This is a genomic window from Prosthecobacter sp., assembly GCF_029946185.1.
Taxonomy (GTDB): domain Bacteria; phylum Verrucomicrobiota; class Verrucomicrobiia; order Verrucomicrobiales; family Verrucomicrobiaceae; genus Prosthecobacter.
In genome coordinates this window covers 1-18442 of record NZ_JAQSEA010000140.1, presented here as the reverse complement: position 1 = coordinate 18442, position 18442 = coordinate 1, and the positions used below count along the sequence as shown (strand labels likewise).

The window sequence follows — 18442 nt, the reverse complement described above, 5'->3', positions numbered from 1 at the left end:
GCAAAGGTGCATGGTTTTTATACGGCCACTTCCACCGCTGATTGAGATTGATAAAGACAGGAAGGCATGGGCGGTCCTGGCAATTTGCACATCCCTCCATGGACCCTATCAACCGCACGCTATCATATTTTTTGAAGTTTGCCGGCGCTCTGCTGGCCATCGCAGCCCTCTATCTTGGCAGGGACATCCTGATTCCTCTGGCGCTGGCCAGCCTCTTCACCTTCCTGCTCAATCCTTTGGTCAAGCGGCTTTGCCGATGGGGGATTCCACGTGTGCTGAGCCTGGCTACGGTCACCATCGTGTGCTTTTCCAGCCTGGCGCTCCTGGGCTGGTTGTTGGGCGGTGAACTGGCGAATCTCGCTAATGAGCTGCCCAATCATCGGTCCAACATCCAGCGCCGCATCGAATCGTTGCAGAAAATTGGTGAAACCGGAATCATCCAGCGCATGCGCCAGTTGGTCGGAGATGTGAGCCAGCCCTCCACTCTCCCTGATGCAGAAGCATTGGTGGGACCGCCCACGCCTAACCCCACAGCCACGCCCACGCCACCCCCGCCTGCCGCTCCACCACAAAATGGTGAGTCCGTGCTGATGAAAGCATTGAACATGGTTGTGTCCACGCTGGCGGATTCGCTGGGAATGGCCGCAGTGGTCATTCTCTTCGTCGTTTTCATGCTGCTACGTCTGAATGACATTAGCCAGCGCGTCGTTCGCCTGGTGGGGTATAGCCGGCTCACGCTCACGACCAAGGCCATTGATGAGGCTGGAGACCGCATCAGCCGTTACCTCCTCATGCAGGGCACGGTGAATGCCATCTACGGTCTCGTGCTCGGCATAGGGCTGACCGTGATCGGTCTCCCCTATGTCCTCCTCTGGGGCGTACTGGCAACCATCTTGCGCTTTATTCCGTATGTCGGACCGTGGATTGTCACCGTGCTGCTCGTCGGCCTGAGTCTGGCCATTTTTGACGGCTGGCAGCAGCCACTACTGGTCATTGCATTCGTTGCCACGTTGGAACTGCTGACGAATATGTTTCTGGAACCCATGCTGTACGGGCATAGCGTGGGACTGTCGGACTTTGCACTGCTCCTGGCCGTGGCTTTCTGGACCTGGCTATGGGGCGGGGTCGGGCTGTTGCTGGCCACGCCGCTCACCGTGTGCATCGTAGTGTTCTGCAAGCAGGCACCTTCGCTCGAATGGGTGGGAATCCTGATGGCGGACAATCCTCCGCCACAGCCGCACCTTAACTATTACCAAGACCATCTGGCTGGCAAGGAAGACTCTGCGCAAATTCTCCTTGAAAGCTCGCTGCGAAATGACGGGCTGGAATCCACGCTGGAAGGCCTGGTCCTTCCCGCTTTGGCCTTGACTCGGCATGAGGAGGTTCTCGGCAAGCTCGATCATGATGAGGCGCAGCATATCTATCAAAGCATGCGTGCATCCTTGACCCTTCTTAAAGATGAGGTGGAAAGCGCCGCTGCTGAACTGGCGCTGGCAGAAGGCCCATCGGACCCGCCTCAACCAGCGCTCCAGATTTATGGTCGCGCGTTGCATGGAGAGCCTGACGCGCAGGCACTTGAGATGCTTGCCCTGCTGCTTCCTAAAACCCTGGCAATGGAGGTGTCCGCCCAACCCCGCCTCATTGGAGAAGTGATGCTCGATATTGAAAACAAAAAACCCGCCATGGTCTGTATCAGCGCGATGCCCAAGCGTGCTCAGTTGGATGCCAAGACTCTCTGCCGCAGACTGCGCAGTAAACGGCCTGATCTCAAGATCCTTGTCTGCCGCTGGGGTCTTCCCGGACAGGAGCATGATCCCAAATCTCTCAGTGAAGCCGGCGCAACGTGGGTCGTTTCTTCGCTCAAGGAGGCGCGTGAGGTGCTGGAGCGCCGACTCGAATGACATGAATATTTCCCAGCCATGCGCGTTTTACCCCGGCATGCATGTGCAGCCCCAAACGCCCATCACCACGCCGGACGGTCATGCTATGCACTGGTATGACTCGGGAGAGAAATATCTGCAGGCGGAGCTCGACGCCATCGCCAAGGCAAAGACCAGCATCCTCTTTGAATACTACCTCTTTCGCGCCTCGGCGGTGGGGGAACGTTTCCGGGATGCCATGACAGACGCTGCACGCCGGGGCGTGCAGGTGACACTGCTGCTCGATGACGTGGGCTGCTGGGGGCTGCCGAGAAATTACTTCAGTGAAATCACCCATCTGGGCGGAAAGGTCATCTGGTTCAATCCCGTGCGGTGGCGTTTCTGGTCGTTCCGGGATCACCGCAAGCTGTTGGTGGTGGACACCACCCAGGCATTCATCGGCGGATGCAACATCGCTCCCGAATACGCCGGGGACGGCATCCACAAAGGCTGGCGGGATGGAGGCATCGCCATCTCAGGTCCGGTGGTGCAGCACCTCATCGCATCCTTTGAATCCCAGGTCGAAATCGCAGGAAATAAAATATGGCGCGTACGCAAAAAGACTCCCAGCGGTTGGATGGGAGCAGGTGCCGATGTGTCCTTGCTGCTCACGCGACCGGGCCTGCATCGCGGCGACTTTCAGCGCGCTCTGCACCGTGACCTGCTTCACGCGCGTAACGTCGCTATCACCGTTGCCTATTTTTTGCCGGTGGGGCGCGTCAAGCGCATGCTGCTCCACGCCGCCAAGCGGACCGGAACATTCCGCATGCTGCTATCGGGGAAAAGTGATGTGCCGTTGCTCCAGATAGCCGCGCGTGCGCTTTACTCAGGCTTCCTCCGGCGTGGCGCGCAGATCCACGAATACCAGCCCCAGGTCCTGCACGCTAAAGTCTTCATCGTAGATGACATTGTTTACATCGGCTCCTCAAACCTCGATCCGCGCAGCCTCGCCATCAATTTTGAAATCATGTTGCGCATACGCAGCGCCTCACTCGCACAGCAGGCTCGCCGCACCTTTGCTCGAGATCTGGGTCACAGCATACGGGTGAAGCCCTTGTCTTGGAAAAAGCCTTCCAACTGGTGGCAGCGTTTCAAACAAAAAGTGGCCCGCTTCATCTTCACACGACTTGATCTCGGGGTGGCGCAGTTATTCGTTCAGAAACGTGAAACCACCGTTCGCCGATCCCACAGCCAACCCGGTCATTGAAGGCTCTTTTCGCGGCGTCCCATCCGTCACATGAAAAAAACCCGTTCGACCTAAAAGGCAGGACGGGGTTTTTGGCTTGCAGTTAAACACAGGCATGCCCCATGTTGTCCTGCTAGAACCTTTTTAAAGGCGAGGCTCAGCAGTTGCAGTCATCGCATTCTTTCATAGCTTTCTCCACGGCCTCCCGTGATTCGCCGGTGCGTTTCTGAATGTTGCCGATGAGTTCATCGGTCTTGCCTTCATAGTCTTTCAGATCGTCATCTGTAAGCTGGGCCCATTTCTGCTTGAGCTTGCCCTTCATGATGTTCCAGTCGCCTTTGGCTGTCGTCGTGTTCATATTCGTTGGGGGTGTAGGTTGATTGGAATGACGTGCCGCTTTTCCGCAGCACTTCACTCCACAAGAAACATCGGTCCTCCTTGCACATCTGGACGTGGTGAAGTCATCTTGCGCGGCTGTAATTAAGCACATCCATCTCGCGGGCTGAAAACGATGGCTGGTGGTAACCACCAAACACCATGAGAAAAGATCTCCCGATCCCCAGCCGTCAGGAAATGATTGATCTTCTGAATGAAGATCTCTCCCGCGAATACCAAGCCATCATTGCCTACGTTGTTTACAGCCAGACTCTCAAAGGTGCTGAATACAAGAGCATTGCAGACGAGTTGGCTGTGCATGCAGCAGAGGAGCTCAACCATGCCATTCTGATCGCAAAACAAATCGACTACTTCAATGGCGCTCCAACGACAACACCCAAAGCGGTGAAGACCTCAGACCAGCCGAAGGACATGCTGCAATTTGACCTCGACAATGAAATGGAAACCATCCGAAACTACCGGCAGAGAATCCGGCAGGCAGAGGCCATGGGCGAGTATGGGCTGAGTGAAGTGCTGCGAAAAATCATCGCTCAGGAGCAGGATCATTTCATGGAGCTCGCCGAAGCATTGGGGATCGACAATCCTGTCATCGTCGAGGATTGACCGGAGAGTGCTTTCCAATCGCTGAGGAATTGGCCGCAGGCGCGGCGTATAGACTTAAACATGAAACAATGCTCCGAACTCAATCGTCCTGTGAACCAGCTCCCTTCGCGTGTCATGCGCACCTGCCTGATGGTAATTCTTGGCACTGGCCTGACGCTTTGCGCCCACGCCACAGTCACTCTGCCCGCCATTTTTAAAGATCACATGGTGCTGCAGCGTGACCAGCCCATCCCCGTGTGGGGCTTGGCCGAGGCAGGGCACGAGATCAATGTGAAGTTTGCGGATCAGACCAAGATCACCAAGGCTGATAAAAATGGCCGCTGGAAGGTGGTTCTTAATCCGCTGCCCGCGAGCATCGACCCTAGAATCCTCCGTGTCTCCGGCCAAAGTACGGTGGTGGTCCGGAATGTGCTCGTGGGTGAAGTGTGGCTTTGTTCCGGCCAGTCAAACATGGCCATGACGGTTAAAGGCGTGGCGGGCGCTGAAAAGGAAATGGCCGCTGCAGATTTCCCCCAAATTCGCATGTTCTTTGTGCAGTCCTTCACGGCCACGACGCCGCAGGAGCAGTGCCAGGGCGTGTGGCAGGCTTGTTCTCCTCGTACGATTGCGAATTTTTCTGCCGCTGCTTATTTCTTTGGCCGGGAGTTGCACCAGACACTGAAGGTGCCTGTGGGATTGATCAATTCATCGGTCGGTGGCACCACGATTGAATCTTGGACCAGCATGGAAGCCATGCAGAAGGAACCCCAACTGCAGCCGCTGCTGAAGCGCTGGCAGCAGGATGTGGATTTGTTCGAGAAGCCGGACAACCGGGCAAAGAACGATGCCTCTAAAAAACAATGGCAGGATGCTGCGAAGGCAGCACTCGCGGCTAAGAAACCCGCACCTCGCCAGCCCGCCTACGTAGGCAGCGATCCGCTCAACCCAAACCGTCCCGGCAATCTGTTCAATGGCAAAATCGCACCCTTGATCCCCTTCGCGATGCGTGGCGTGATCTGGTACCAGGGCGAATCCAATGCAGGCAACGGCCCGCTCTATGCCATTCAGCTTCCGCTCATGATCCGTGACTGGCGCACGCGTTGGGGTGCGGAGATGCCCTTCGCTTGGGTGCAACTGCCCAATTTCCAAAAGCGCGAGACTGACCCCATGGCTCCCTCCACTTGGGCGCGACTGCGGGAGGCTCAGGCCAAGGCGCAAGCCACGCCACACACCGGCATGACCATCAATCTCGACATCGGCGACGCCGCGAACATTCATCCCACCAACAAACAGCAGATCGGTCATCGACTCGCTCTGTGGGCCCGGGCGAAGGTCTATGGCGAGAAGATCCAGTGGAGTGGACCGCAGTTTGAAAGTCACGCCATTCAGGACGGAAAAGTGGTGGTGCATTTTCAGCATGCTGATGGACTCAAGACAGCAGACGGCAGCGTAGCCGTGAAGGGTTTTGCCATTGCCGATGAGACGAAGCATTGGCAGTGGGCGGAAGCACGCATCGAGGGGAAGCAGATCATTGTGTCTCATGCTGGCATTCAAAAGCCCGTGGCCGTGCGCTACGCTTGGGCTAACAATCCAGATGTCAATCTGATCAATGGCTCGGCTTTGCCTGCGGCTCCCTTTCGGACTGATGACTGGCCGATGGACAATGCATCCCTCCCACCGAAGTCTGGCACACTCAAGCCATGAAGAGGCAGCCTGGAATAGGCTGGCGCTCAATGTGAGCCATTCAGTCTGCAGAGAGCACCATAATCCGCGCTAGCTCTTTTCCGTCGATTCCCGCCATCCTGCAGCTTCGGGGTAGGGTGGGGAAGAGCGGGCATCACCACCGTCAAAACAAATCTCCGGTAGCTGATGCACGGCGTTGCGCAGCGCTTTCTCCCACGCGTTGTGGATCTCGATCAGATCCATGTCCTGGCTGTAGAAGCGGCGGTAGTGTGTCACCTGCAGACCATCAAGTTGGTAGAGCAGGAGGTCCACTGGCGGGCCTACTGTGGCGTTGGAGCGCATTGTGGCCTCCAGCGAGAGCAGCGCGTATTTTGCGGACTGGTAGATGGTTGTGCTGTGATGGCTGATCCCCCGGTCAAGAATCGGGCGGCCATACTTGCTCTCCCCAATTTGTAGAAATGGCGCGTCCGGCGTGGAGCGCAGCGGGTTGCCCTGAGGATAGACCATGTACAATTCGTGGGGCTGGCCCAAGATCTGACCACCCAGGATCAGGTTCACATTGAAGCGAAAATTGTCCTTCTCCAGCGCTGCCCGGTCCAGGTCCGAAATGCGGCGCATCATAGCACCCAGCACTCGCGCCGCCTCATACATGTTCGCTACGGCTGCCAGCCCCAGCCCTGCATCAAAATCCTGCCTCAGCAGCGTGATGATGGACTGGCTCAGCGATAGGCTGCCCGTGGTGAGAATGACGAAGACGCGCTCCCCTGGAATGCTGAACTGGTGCATCTTTTGGCAGGTGTTCACCTGGTCGGCACCGGAGCTGGAGCGTGAGTCTGAAGCCAGCACAAGGCCGTCTGCTGTGTTGATGCCAAGACAATAGGACATGATTGGATGGGGTAAGGCAGTTCAGCGTTTCATTTTTCCACGGCCTCCACCACTTCTTCGACGGTTACACGCATGGACGTGCATGTAAAATTTCCGAAGAGCGACACCAGCGCCACATCCGCCGCGTCACGCCCATAGGCCACGACGATCCGCCCGACACATGACTTGTTTTCCGTGGCATCAAAGGTGTACCATCGCCCGCCGATGTACGCCTCAAACCACGCATGCAGGTCCATCGGTTCCAGTTCGTGCACAAAACCCACCACCATGCGCGCAGGCACATTGATCGCGCGGCACAGGGCGATGCCCAAATGCGCAAAGTCCCGGCACACGCCGCGTCGCGTGTTTGCCGTCTCCAGCGCAGAGGTGGACGAATCGCTCGAACCTCGCTCATAGGAGATGTTTTCATTGATCCACGTGCGGATGCGGGAGATTTGGTGGTGATTGTGCGGCGTTGTGCCTACGATGGAATTCGCGATGCTACCCAGCTTGTCAGACTGGCAGTAGCGGCTTGGCAGCAGGTAATGCAGCACCTCCACGGGCAGTTGCGCCACAGACTGCAGGGGGGCCAGAGGTCTGCTGTCCAGATCATCCGGCGCCCATGCCCGGCATTTCATCGAGAAATGAAAATTGCCGGGAGGCATCACGATCCGCTGGCAGCAGTTGCCGTAGAGGTCCATGTATTCCACAACGGGTACGCGGGGTGTAAGCGCGAAGTCCTCTCGCATGATCCACTGTGCCCACCCACTGCGGGGCCGAAGCATGAATATAGCCGAAACCTCTTCGTGGATCACATATTCAAGGTTGCAGGAGGCGTCGAGGATCATGAGATGGTATTGTGGGGAACTGCCCATGCTGGGGGATGGACAAATCAGCGTGCAGTTCTTGCATTTTTATCGTTGCACTACCGACTCGCGGTCTTGTCAGAACACCCAGCAAGTGTGAAACGCAAAACTGTCACAGGGAAGATTGTCTGCGGTCCTCACCGGTTTCCCCAATAGCCGACGCATGTGAGCGAGAGGCTTAAATTCCGTCAATGCCTACAGCAACGGCATGAAGCGATCATCAGGGGGGCTCCACATACGGCCGAAAGAGCTGTTACTCTCGAAAAAGACAACGACCCCAGTCCAACACCACACATAAACAAACCATGAAACTCAACACCCTCCACGATCTTTACGTTCAAGAACTCAAAGATCTCTACAGCGCCGAAAACCAACTCGTGAAAGCTCTGCCAAAAATGGCCAAGGCCGCCACCAATGCAGAACTGCGCTCCGGCTTTGAAGAGCACCTGGAGCAAACACGCAACCACGTCACCAGGCTTGAAACCATCGCCAAAGCGGGCGACTTCAAGCTCGCCGGCCACAAGTGCAAGGCCATGGAAGGACTCCTTGAAGAAGGTTGCGAGCTCATAAGCGAGGACGCTGAAGATGCCGTCCGTGACGCCGGACTCATCGGTGCCGCCCAGCGGGTCGAGCACTACGAAATTGCCGGCTACGGCACCGCACGGGCCTTGGCCATTCGCCTCGGCTATGACGAAGCAGCGGACCTCCTGAGCCAAACCCTGGAAGAAGAAAAGCAGACGGACGAAAAGCTGACCGACCTCGCCACCTCCACGGTGAATGAAGAGGCCGCAGCGTTGGCTGATGCATAATCAGCTCCCGTTTCCACCTCTCCCCGCACAAGCCGTGCTGTCCATACCGGATGGCACGGCTTTTTGTTTCACCTGGTATTCACGCCCGTGTCTATACATCACTGCGTTCCAATCTGGACCCCGCCTCGATTAAACGACGCCTTCTCACAGCTTGCACTCGTTTGGACCACTGGCACCGTGCGGCATGCCCAAGCGCATCGCCATTTTTGGAGGCAGCTTCAATCCCCCAGGGAACCACCATGCCGCTATAGCCCTGCGGCTAGCGCAGGATTTTGACGAAGTGCGGGTGATCCCATGCGGCCCCCGGCCAGACAAACCGGTCACCGACAGCGTGCCTTCAGTGTATCGGGCGGCATTGGCGGACATCGTCTTCGGCGGTCTGGCCAAAGTGACGGTCGATCTCTCCGATTTCGAGCAGGAGACCTTCACGCGGAATTACGAGTTGCAGCGGCGCTTTGAAGCCGAAGGGGAACTGTGGCATGTGGTGGGTGCCGATCTGGTCACGGGGGGGGCAAGCGGAGAGTCGCTGATCCAGCGGACCTGGGCCCATGGCCTCGAGTTGTGGGAGCAGGCAAATTTTGCCGTGCTCAAACGGCCCGGCTACACGCTGCATGCCGATGATCTGCCACCGCACGCCCAGCTTATCGAGCATCTGGTGGAAGGCTCCAGCACAGAGATCCGCGAGCATTTGAGCCATGGGAAGTGCGTGCGTGATCTGGTGCCGCCACGGGCGGAGGCCTACCTGGCGCGTTACGGCCTCTATCGCGCACCGGTGCCGGGGAACTGGGCGCGGGGGACGCTGGAAGATGCGAAATTTTTTCTGCAGGCGGACGTCGAAATCCCCAAAGTACGTGCGCTGAGCACCCTGCTGGATGGCAGGCATGTGGCCGCTGGAGATGCCGATTTCATCAACGTGATCGGGGGGGACGGCGCCATGCTGCGCAGCATCCGCGAGCACTGGCGTACCCGGTTGCCGTTCTTTGGCATCAATGCCGGGCACCTCGGCTTTCTGCTGAATGCGCAGGAACAAGTAACGGCACATTCCTTTCCGCCGAGCGATGTCATTTTTCGTCAAATGCCCATGCTCTTCCTCGAATTTGAGGACGAAGAGGGGCGCAGGCACCCTGCGCATGGATTCAATGATTCATGGCTGGAGCGCGCCACCAGCCAATCCGCATGGTTGGAGATCACAGTGAACAACGTGCGTCGTATTCCCAAACTCGTGTGCGACGGGGCCCTCGTGGCCACCGCCGCCGGATCGACAGCCTACGCGCGCAGCATGGGGGCGGCACCGCTGCTGGCGGATACGCCAGCATGGTTGCTTGTGGGCTCCAATGTACTTCAACCTGCGCACTGGCGCAGCGCTCTGCTTTCTCCCGACACCACGGTGGAGATCCGCAACATCGACCCCAAGCACCGTCCCGTACAGGCGTATGTGGACGGCCTTAGCATGGGGCGCGTGGTGGCGCTGCATGCGCGGCTGTCGCGTGCTGCGGCTGCTGAGCTGGTCTTCTGCGCCAGCCATGACATGGCGGAAAAAATCGCAGCCATCCAGTTCGGTGCATGATATCAGCCTTTCAAAAAGACGACGCACTCCTCGCGGACATCGCTGCAGCTTCCACGGACGAAGACACGCTGCATGTCTGGTGGCTGGGGCAGAGTGGCTTCCTCGTGCAGTGGGCAGGGGAGCGGCTCCTGGTTGACCCCTACCTCTCCGATTCACTGACGGCAAAGTACGCCGCCACCGACAAGCCGCATGTGCGGATGACGGAGCGCTGCATCGACCCGCGCCGGCTCACCGGCATCAGCCGTGTAACGGCGAGCCACCTACACACAGATCATCTGGACGCTGCCACGCTGGTGCCGCTCGCGGCGGCGAATCCAGGTTTCCGGCTCTACTTGCCGCACCCCATCATTCCCGAGGCGCGAAAGCGGCTGGGAGAAGTCAGCGTGAGCTACTGCGGCATCGGGGATCATGACGTGTATTTCGAAGACCGCTGGGAGCTGCGCGGCATCATTGCCAAACACAATGAAGTGCTGCGTGATGAGCATGACAACTGCCACTACACCGGATTTCTGGTGCGTTGCGGACCGTTCACCATCTACCACAGCGGCGACACGCTTTGGCACGATGACATCGTTGCAATGGCGCGTGAGTACGCCTGCGATCTGATGCTGCTGCCGATCAATGGCAACAGACCCGAGCGCCGCGTGGCGGGAAACCTCAACGGCACCGAGGCCGCAGCACTTGGCAAAGTCGGTGAAGCAAGGCTCGTCGTTCCCTGCCATTACGACATGTTTGAGTTCAACACCGAAACGCCCGACGAATTTGTGGACTCCTGCAATCGTCTCGATCAGCCCTTTTGCGTGCTGCAATGTGGCGAGCATCTGGAAATGAAACGTGGAGGATAGGCCTCCGGCCTGTCCTCCATCATTTCGCGATGGCCTGCCCGGTGGCCGCCCAAGCGTTGAAGCCGCCCTTGAGCAAGAAAATGTCTTTAAAGCCGAGTTGATGCATCTGCACGGCGATGAACTGCGCACGGCCCCCGATCGCGCAATGCACGATGCAGGGCTTGGTCTTGTCGAGCTTGCCCAGTGCCTCCAGCGTTCTCTGGCCAAGGAAATAGTCGAGGTTCAGTGAATTGAGGATGTAGCCGCGCGTGTGCCGCTCATCCTCTGTACGGACGTCGATGATCACCGTCTCTGGGTGATCCACCATCTGGCGCATCACCTGATCCGGCGCGATCTCGTGGATGTCCGGTGGAACAACCACAGCCGGTGGTAGCAACGGGTTGCCGGGAGGCACGGCTGCGAAGGCAGTCGTGCAGAGCCCGAAGATCAGGAGCGCAGGCATGAGAAGAGAGATCATGAAGTGCTGAAATGTGCCTCCTTGTGGCGAGTTGGCGAGCGGAACTCACAGACCTTTGCTGGGGGAAGGAAGCGGATGCCTCAAGGGCCTGTCACACTCGGGGCAAGCTTTTGCGTCTGCAGCGGTGGCACTTGGCTGACATCTTGGCGGGCAGGGAATCTTTGGTCGTAGTCGATGACGGTTCCCTTGGGATCGCAGACCAGACGCGGGCCGGGAGCGAAGCGAGGGGAGGCGGCGCTCCACTCGGGTTTGAAGTCCGGGCAGGACAGGCCTCCCATGTCGAGCAGCGTGTGGAAGGTGCAGGTGGCGCTGAAGGGAGTGTTGAGGTGGGCTTTCAAGCCAGCCATCTTGCCTGCATGGGCCTGCTCATACAGGGGAGAGACCCACATAAGCATCGGCACCTCAATAACCTGCCGACTGACCATCCCATGCATGAATTTTCCCAAGCGGGCCTTGGAGGTGTTTTCACCGTGGTCAGAGATGTAACACAGCCAGGAAGAGGCTTGAATTTGCTTCAAATCGCTGATGAGGCTGGAAAGCAGGAAATCCGTGGTGCAGATGGTGTTGTCATACGAGTTCTGGACGAGTTCCAAATCCTGAGGATCGCCAGCCATGCCGCTTCGGATACGCTGCAAGGCAAGCGTAACCGCCTCTTTGGGCGCAGGGAATCGGGTCTGTTCCTGTGCATAGCGTGCAGGGTAGGGGCCATGACTTCCGATGGTGTGCAGGACGAAAAGCACTTTGGGCTCGTTGCGTTGGAGAATGCCGCGAACCAAGGGCAGTAGGCTGGCATCTGTCGCATCGTAGATGCCTTTTCCTTCAAGGTCGATTTTGCCCCCCAAAAAAACAGCCTCATCCGCATCCGTGGAAAAAATGGAGGTCAGAGTGTCAAACGTGCCGTGTTTTTTTTGAGCCGAGAGCCAGTAAACACGGAAGCCTGCTTTTTTGTAGGCTGAAAGAGTGCTCGGCTGACGTGTGGCCTCGATCACTTTGCCTGCTGGCGAAGAGGTGAGCAATGTGGGGACGGCCACCAGGGTGACCGTGGCGGTGCTGGCAACTTCGCGGAACGGCAGCAGGCCAGGTGTTTTCTCCAGAAGCGGGGTGGTTTCGCGTTCGTAGCCATAGAGGCTGAAGCAGCTTTTAGCCGCGCTCTCACCGATGACCATCATATGTACCTGACGGTGCGGATCATTGCGGAATTCCGGCTCTTGGCTGACCGTTAATTGTTGCAGCAGATCTTGGCGATTCTGAACCCGAGAGCGAATGCTCAGCGCCTCATAGCCATAGTAAAGAGTGGAGGATGGAAATGTGGAAAGAAAACGCTCCTTGATGGCCCCCACGCTGACAATTTGACCATAGAATGTCAGGTCCCAGACGGCTGGGACGAGCAAGGTGAAAAAGACCAAAAGCCGCCCGACGAGGCCCAGCCGGTAATCAGCGGGCACTCGTGATTTGACGAAGACGACGTAGAGGGCTAGCAGCAAAAGTGTGCCTAATCCCGTCATAATCACCGGAGCTTGAAAGGCTGAAAGCTCGGCTTGATTGGTTTCAAGCAGGGCAAGAATCAAAAAGGTACTGGGCAGATTTTGAATGGAGAGCAGGCAGGCCAGGCAGGCAGGGACCAGCAGGATAAACGGGATCGCCAGCCAGAGCATGAGACGAACGCGCATCCCAAATGCGCAGGCAAGCAAGGGCAGGACCAGGCTGAAAAGCCACTGGCTTGCGGGCAGCCAGTAACAACAAGCGACGAGATTCGGCAGGTTGATCAGATTGAGGGCCAGAAATACCGAAAACCAGACGCGGCTGGTTTGGGTGAATTCATTGAGAGGCCGTTGTTTCATGAAACCAATAAATGATGCATTTTAAAATCTCAATTCATACTGATGGAGCGACTCATGGGCGTTGCACTCCAGCCGCAATCTGTTGAATCTTTTCAGCGCTCTGCGGCGGCGGCACATTGGCGGCATCCTGTCGCACGGGGAATTTTTCGTCATAATCCATGAGGTTGCCATTGGCATCGCACACGATTCTTGGGCCGGGAGAGAATTGCAGCGAGGCACTGCTCCTCTCTTTCTTGAAGTCTGGGCAGGAGAGACCGCCCATGTCGAGAAGGGTGTGGAAGGTGCAGGAAGCGCTGAAGGGGGTGTTGAGGTGGGCTTTCAAGCCGGCGACTTTTCCAGCATGCGCCTGCTCATAGAGAGGGGAGACCCACATGAGCATGGGCACCTCCACGACCTGACGCGTGATCATGCCGTGCAGAAATTTTCCAAAGCGGGCGGTGGAGGTGTTTTCACCGTGGTCAGAGACATAACATAGCCAGGAGGAGGCCTGCGCGTTCTTCAATTCGTTGATCAGATTGGCGAGCAGGAAATCCGTGGCGCAGATGGTGTTGTCATAGGAGTTCTGTGCGAGTTCCAATTCCTCTGGAGTGCTGGCTCCACCAAGAGAAATACGAAATAAAGTATCCATCACCGTCTGCGGCTCCGCAGGGAATCGGGCAAGTTCAGGCGGATAGCGCGTCGGGTATGGTCCATGGCTGCCGATGGTGTGCAGCACAAAGAGCACTTTGGGCTCCTTTCGTTGCATGATGCCTCGCACCAAAGGCAGCAAACTGGCATCCCATGCACCTTGATAAGCACCTCTTCCATTGTCATCAAATCGTCCACTCAAGAAGATGTCTTCATCCGACTCTGCGGAAAAAATGGAAGTCAGGGTGTCATAGGTGCCGTGTTTTTTTTGTGCCGAAAGCCAGTAAACTCGAAAACCTGCTTTCTTATAAGCTGTGAGGATGCTGGCCTGCCGCGTGGCTTCAAGCAATTTGCCCGGTGTTGCAGCGGTGAGCAATGCAGGCACGGCAAGCAGGGTGCATGGGGCAGTACAGGAAACGTCGCGGAACGTCATCAGCCCGGCGGTGCGCTCCAGCAGAGGCGTTGTCTGGCGGTCATAGCCATAGAGCCCAAAGCAGCTCTTGGTGGCGCTTTCGCCAATGACAAGCATGTGAACCTGCCGGTTCGGCTCATCTTGGAACGCCTGCTCCTGTTTGAGGGCAAGGTCTTCCACCAACTCTTTGCGGTTTTGGACACGGGATCGAATATCGAAGGCCTCATAGGCACCGTACAAAGTTGAACATGGGAAGGTGGTGAGACAACGCTGTTTGATACCAGCGAGTCCGACCACATGACCCTGCGCCAGTATGTCGTAGCTGATCGGGATGAGCAGCGATGAGATGATAACCCCCCGGCCAACAGGACCCAGTCGAAAGCTGGAGGGCACCCGTGTTTTGACAAACCACACATACAGCGTGACCAGAATCAGGGTGCCTAAACCCGAAAATAGCACCGGAACTTGCAATGCGCTCAGTTCTGCTTGGTTGGTCTCTAGCAGGGCGAGAATCAAGAACGTGGTGGGCAGATTCTGAATAGAAAACAGGCTGGCCAGACAGGCCGGGACCAGCAATATCAGCGGCACTGCAATCCAAAGCATGAGACGAGCGCGCATGCCGAAAACGCAGGCCAGTAAGGTCAATGCCATGCTGAAAATCCACAGATTTAAGGCCAGCCACGTGAAGCAGGGAATGAAGCAAGTGACCAGATTTGGCAAATTGATCAAATTGACCGCTAAAAATATCGAAAGCCAGGCGCGGCGATCACTGACCATTTCTGGAAGTAGGCGCGCTTTGAAAAATTGTTTAATATCCATTTATATTAAAATAACCATAAATTTATTTTGATCAAACTGATTCTGACTTTCCTTTTCTCTCCATGAGGTGTTTTCTCTGATTTCAAAAAAATGGCATTCAATCAACGGGTCTTTACCTCTTAAATGCTCTTGCACAGCATGCATCAAACACGTTCCCACTCGCCCCCTCCCGACACGATATCCCCATGGAGCCAAGCATAAGGGGAGTTCGGATGATGGTTAACTGTATGGAAAATGTAAAAAATACGAAAATTAATCTTGAATACAAATTCACAGTGAATTATAATTTTTATAATTCGAGGCTGATTATCTCCACAGAGTTGATCGACTCGAAGCAATACCAACAGCCACACACACACAACACACTATGAAAAACATTAAGCTCAACACCTCCCGCAAAGCAGGCTTCAGCCTCGTTGAAATGCTCGTCGTCATCGCAATCATCGGCATCATCGCCGCGATCGCCATCCCGAACATCGGTAACCTGAACGCGAGCGCCAAAGACGCTACGGCTAAGCGCAATGCGCAGACCGTTGCTTCCGTGCTCAACGCCGCTATCGCAGCAGGTGCACCCACCACCGATCTCAGCAGCACCACGCTCATCACCACAGCGATCGCTGGCCTCACTCCCTCGACCGGAGCTTTCAGCGGCAAGAAATTCACCTCTGGCCCGATCAATCCTACGGAGCAGGCTGCAGCTGCTGCCTACCTTACCTGGGACTCCGCCAACAGCCAGGTCGTCTATAACCCCGGCTCCTACTAATACCGGTACTGACGCGCTCGGCGCTGGAGTTTAATACTTCAGTTTCGGACGATTCACGTCCGCCGGGGAGGTGACTCCCCGGCGGTTTTTTTGCAACAGGGAAATAAGGCGGCGCTGGTTATCAACATGACAATTCGCAAACAGAGAAGGGCAGGTTTCAGCTTTGTTGAGGCGATCTTCACCATTGCCATCATCGGCATCATGTCATCGATCGTGGTGGCCGCCATTTCGAATGCCTCGCGAGATGCCCACCGTGTCATGGCGCGGCAGCAGCAGGCCTCAGTGCAGAGTGCCCTGACCGCTTGGGTAATGGCGCAGATGCGCGTCAGCAACACCGCCCAGTTTCGCAGCCTCGAAAGCGTCCGCACCAGTTACAACGCACTGGCCTCAAGCCAGGCTCGCTTCAATTTGCTGGCTCCCAATGCATCCTCGCCGGATCCCAATCTGCGCGTCGGCTTCCTCGATCAGACCACCGCAGACCACTTCGCGGATTACACGAGCAATGCCTCTCAACTGCAGACCGCTGCTTTAAGCAATGCACAGCAGTACCTTTCCCTGCCTGACTGGGAGACCGGAGATTTCCCCCATGTGGACTTGGTCAATCAATAATCTGCCCTCCCGCTGAGCACCATGCACGCCACCACTTCAAAATCTCACTCGTTCATTCGCGGGTTCTCGTTGGTAGAGATGATGGCCTGCGTGTCGATCATTGGCATCATCGCCTTCATGGCGATCCCTTCCGTCACCCGCATGCGGGGTGACAGCGAACGCAATCTGGCCATCGCCCGTGCGGAGTCATTGAATCTGGCGCAGGCGAGTTTCATCCAGGTGCGTGGCCGGAGCCAGGCCGCGCTGGAATGGGTCGCGGCCTCATCTGCCGACTCCAAGTACAAACTGCTGCGCGACTACCTGAGCTTCGCGGAGACGACGCTGACTGCCTACATGCCGTCCGGTTACACCGTCACTTTTCCTCCCTCCATCACGTCCATGACCAAGGTCTCGCTCTCCAGCCCGACCGGAATCATTTATTACTGACGCACTCCGGCATGACCCCCTCCGCACATCGAGGACATCGCACCACCTTCCTGCCTGCCGGCGGAGAGCATGGCTTTTCCATGTCGGAAATGGTCATTGTTATTTCCATCATGGGCGCGCTGGCTGGTATCGCCGTGCTGTCGTTCGGCCAATTTTTAGGCGGTTCCAAAGATGCACTCGCCATGTCACGGCAGGAGACACTCAACCAGTCGGTGCATCGTTTCGCCCAGCAGAACTACGAACTGCTGTTTGATGCCATGAATGGCTCCGTGGCGGATGAGCTGGTCATCCTGCGCACACTGCAATATCGCGATCCCAATATCAAACGCGCACAGCCGGGCTCCCCCTTCATGGACCCACGCTACAATCCAGTCTCCTCCAGCGATGCCTCTGTGCATCGTCTGCGATGGACGGGGAAACTGTTTGAACTGCTCAAACCAGGAAAGAGCGGCACGGGAATACTCATGAATTTCGAAGGTACAGACTTCACCACGGCATTTGTGTTCCCGCCGAACTTTAAAACGGCTGGGCGCTGAGCCAGCCACGCCACACCCAATGTCTGTCACATTACAGAGCCCAATGAACCCACTAGCAACCAAATCCTTTGGTGCTGTGAGTAATCCACCTAACACGATTGTTGAGGCGAGGCAGACGGCTATCTTGGCGATTCAATCCATCGAAGGCCTCGCCCTTCAGCATGGAATGCTGCCCGTCACCCTCCTGCGTGAAAGCTGCTCTCCCGATGCGGAGCGGCTCATCCGCAAGCTCGGCCGCGTGCCCTACGTGGCGGACCCTTGGCTCCCCGTGAGCACCATCGGCCCGCTGCTCGTCATGGCGCATCACAATCCACGGGCCGGAGATCTGTGGGGCGTGCCACACTTCCTCACAATCCGGGTGCTCATCACACCCGAGCAGTATCAAAACACCCGCAAAGATCTGGTGCAGCGCTTTGGCCAGATGCCGATCTCGCAGTCGAACGCGATGGAGCAGCTCCAGCCGCAGGTGTTTTCCGATCTCGGCCTGGACGGCACCTTTCAGTGGCTCCTCGAGCACTATCCGTATGAACCGGCTGAGATCACCAAGCTGAAAGGCTTCTATGAGGCGCAGTCCGGCAAGACGGAGGCCCTGGGAGTCACGCAATTCAATGTCGTCCAGCGCAATTTGGGCATCGCATTGCAGCACCTCGTCAGCGGCTGCCGCACCTTGGTTTACAGCGCCACCGAGGCGCAGCGCCAGACTTTCTTTCCTATCCCCCTGCTGGAGCGGCATAATGTTTACCCGCTCTACATCGGCAAGCAGGTCGTCTTCCTCCTCAGTGAGAGCAGCGACTGCTACGCCTTCGAGGACGAATGGCTCTCCATGGGCAATCCGTCGGTGAAAATCGTCCCGGTGCTGGCAGATCTCGTCAGCATCCGTGAGGCCATCAACCGCGCGGGAGCCACCTTTGATCCCGGTGCGGTGGCATCCATGGAGGGGAGCACGCTCTCCATCGCGGATGACTCCAGCGTCGTTGAAATCTCCCCCGAAGACATGGCGCGGATCAATCCGCAGAATCCCAACCACGAACCGGAGCAGCTCGTGCAGTGGGCGCTTTTCACCGCCATCCGCTGCCGCGCCTCAGACTTGCATCTGGAGAAATTTTACAGTTTCACGCGGTTTCGTGCGCGCATGGACGGCACCATGAAGACCATCATGACCGCGCCGGAAAGCCAGCTCAATCGCTACGTGGCGCTGCTGAAAAACTACGCCGGCATGAGTCAGAACCGGCAGG

Annotated in this window: 18 protein-coding genes; 12 read left to right on the top strand and 6 right to left on the bottom strand. The window is 57.0% G+C overall.

The window, feature by feature from the left end; all coding sequences use genetic code 11:
- Nucleotides 1-98 precede the first annotated feature (98 nt).
- Both PSV43_RS11855 and PSV43_RS11850 read left to right on the top strand, forming a co-directional pair.
- Nucleotides 99-1901, top strand: coding sequence for an AI-2E family transporter (locus PSV43_RS11855; RefSeq protein WP_300197038.1), 1803 nt, complete (start codon nucleotides 99-101; stop codon nucleotides 1899-1901).
- 1 nt (nucleotide 1902) lies between these two features.
- Nucleotides 1903-3126: a phospholipase D-like domain-containing protein gene (locus PSV43_RS11850; protein WP_300197036.1), complete on the top strand. Its 1224-nt coding sequence runs from the start codon at nucleotides 1903-1905 to the stop codon at nucleotides 3124-3126.
- A gap of 136 nt (nucleotides 3127-3262) precedes the next feature.
- Here PSV43_RS11850 and PSV43_RS11845 read toward each other — a convergent pair whose 3' ends face one another.
- Nucleotides 3263-3463, bottom strand: a complete 201-nt coding sequence (locus PSV43_RS11845) for a CsbD family protein (RefSeq protein WP_300197034.1) — start codon at nucleotides 3461-3463, stop codon at nucleotides 3263-3265.
- Between the two features lie 179 nt (nucleotides 3464-3642).
- On the opposite strand from PSV43_RS11845, the gene PSV43_RS11840 reads away from it, so the two are divergent.
- Together PSV43_RS11840 and PSV43_RS11835 are read left to right on the top strand one after the other, a co-directional pair.
- A complete protein-coding gene (locus PSV43_RS11840) occupies nucleotides 3643-4104 on the top strand; it encodes a ferritin-like domain-containing protein (RefSeq protein ID WP_300197032.1) in 462 nt (153 codons plus the stop codon).
- A 60-nt stretch (nucleotides 4105-4164) separates the two neighbouring features.
- Nucleotides 4165-5787, top strand: a complete 1623-nt coding sequence (locus tag PSV43_RS11835; RefSeq protein WP_300197030.1) for a sialate O-acetylesterase — start codon at nucleotides 4165-4167, stop codon at nucleotides 5785-5787.
- 69 nt (nucleotides 5788-5856) lie between these two features.
- Here PSV43_RS11835 and PSV43_RS11830 read toward each other — a convergent pair whose 3' ends face one another.
- Together PSV43_RS11830 and PSV43_RS11825 are read right to left on the bottom strand one after the other, a co-directional pair.
- The gene (locus PSV43_RS11830) at nucleotides 5857-6651 is read right to left on the bottom strand and encodes a hypothetical protein (protein ID WP_300197028.1); all 795 of its coding nucleotides are present in this window, start codon (nucleotides 6649-6651) and stop codon (nucleotides 5857-5859) included.
- A 29-nt stretch (nucleotides 6652-6680) separates the two neighbouring features.
- Entirely contained in the window at nucleotides 6681-7478 is a 798-nt protein-coding gene (locus PSV43_RS11825; RefSeq protein ID WP_300197026.1) for a transglutaminase family protein, read from the bottom strand.
- Nucleotides 7479-7801: 323 nt separating this feature from the next.
- On the opposite strand from PSV43_RS11825, the gene PSV43_RS11820 reads away from it, so the two are divergent.
- The 3 genes from PSV43_RS11820 (at nucleotide 7802) to PSV43_RS11810 (ending at nucleotide 10717) form a co-directional block, all read left to right on the top strand.
- Nucleotides 7802-8305 carry a ferritin-like domain-containing protein gene (locus PSV43_RS11820; RefSeq protein ID WP_300197024.1) on the top strand — a complete coding sequence of 168 codons (504 nt, stop codon included), beginning with the start codon at nucleotides 7802-7804 and terminating at the stop codon, nucleotides 8303-8305.
- 184 nt (nucleotides 8306-8489) lie between these two features.
- On the top strand, nucleotides 8490-9872 hold the full coding sequence (locus tag PSV43_RS11815; protein ID WP_300197022.1) for an NAD(+)/NADH kinase: 1383 nt from the start codon (nucleotides 8490-8492) through the stop codon (nucleotides 9870-9872).
- Nucleotides 9869-10717, top strand: coding sequence for an MBL fold metallo-hydrolase (locus PSV43_RS11810; protein WP_300197020.1), 849 nt, complete (start codon nucleotides 9869-9871; stop codon nucleotides 10715-10717). Before PSV43_RS11815 ends, PSV43_RS11810 begins: the two co-directional genes overlap by 4 nt.
- A gap of 19 nt (nucleotides 10718-10736) precedes the next feature.
- Here PSV43_RS11810 and PSV43_RS11805 read toward each other — a convergent pair whose 3' ends face one another.
- From PSV43_RS11805 to PSV43_RS11795, 3 genes are all read right to left on the bottom strand, one after another.
- Nucleotides 10737-11159 carry a rhodanese-like domain-containing protein gene (locus PSV43_RS11805; RefSeq protein WP_300197018.1) on the bottom strand — a complete coding sequence of 141 codons (423 nt, stop codon included), beginning with the start codon at nucleotides 11157-11159 and terminating at the stop codon, nucleotides 10737-10739.
- 95 nt (nucleotides 11160-11254) lie between these two features.
- The gene (locus PSV43_RS11800) at nucleotides 11255-13015 is read right to left on the bottom strand and encodes a phosphoethanolamine transferase (protein WP_300197016.1); all 1761 of its coding nucleotides are present in this window, start codon (nucleotides 13013-13015) and stop codon (nucleotides 11255-11257) included.
- A 52-nt stretch (nucleotides 13016-13067) separates the two neighbouring features.
- The gene (locus tag PSV43_RS11795; protein ID WP_300197014.1) at nucleotides 13068-14672 is read right to left on the bottom strand and encodes a phosphoethanolamine transferase; all 1605 of its coding nucleotides are present in this window, start codon (nucleotides 14670-14672) and stop codon (nucleotides 13068-13070) included.
- Nucleotides 14673-15240: 568 nt separating this feature from the next.
- Between PSV43_RS11795 and PSV43_RS11790 the strand changes: the two genes are divergently transcribed.
- The 5 genes from PSV43_RS11790 to PSV43_RS11770 form a co-directional block, all read left to right on the top strand.
- A complete protein-coding gene (locus tag PSV43_RS11790) occupies nucleotides 15241-15636 on the top strand; it encodes a prepilin-type N-terminal cleavage/methylation domain-containing protein (RefSeq protein ID WP_300197012.1) in 396 nt (131 codons plus the stop codon).
- A 126-nt stretch (nucleotides 15637-15762) separates the two neighbouring features.
- Entirely contained in the window at nucleotides 15763-16245 is a 483-nt protein-coding gene (locus PSV43_RS11785; RefSeq protein WP_300197010.1) for a type II secretion system protein, read from the top strand.
- Nucleotides 16246-16266: 21 nt separating this feature from the next.
- Nucleotides 16267-16671 (top strand): type II secretion system protein, encoded by a 405-nt coding sequence (locus tag PSV43_RS11780; protein WP_300197008.1) that lies wholly within the window; start codon nucleotides 16267-16269, stop codon nucleotides 16669-16671.
- An 11-nt stretch (nucleotides 16672-16682) separates the two neighbouring features.
- The gene (locus PSV43_RS11775; protein ID WP_300197006.1) at nucleotides 16683-17207 is read left to right on the top strand and encodes a type II secretion system protein; all 525 of its coding nucleotides are present in this window, start codon (nucleotides 16683-16685) and stop codon (nucleotides 17205-17207) included.
- Between the two features lie 124 nt (nucleotides 17208-17331).
- On the top strand, nucleotides 17332-18442 hold a 1111-nt coding region (locus PSV43_RS11770), incomplete at its 3' end, for a hypothetical protein (RefSeq protein ID WP_300197004.1).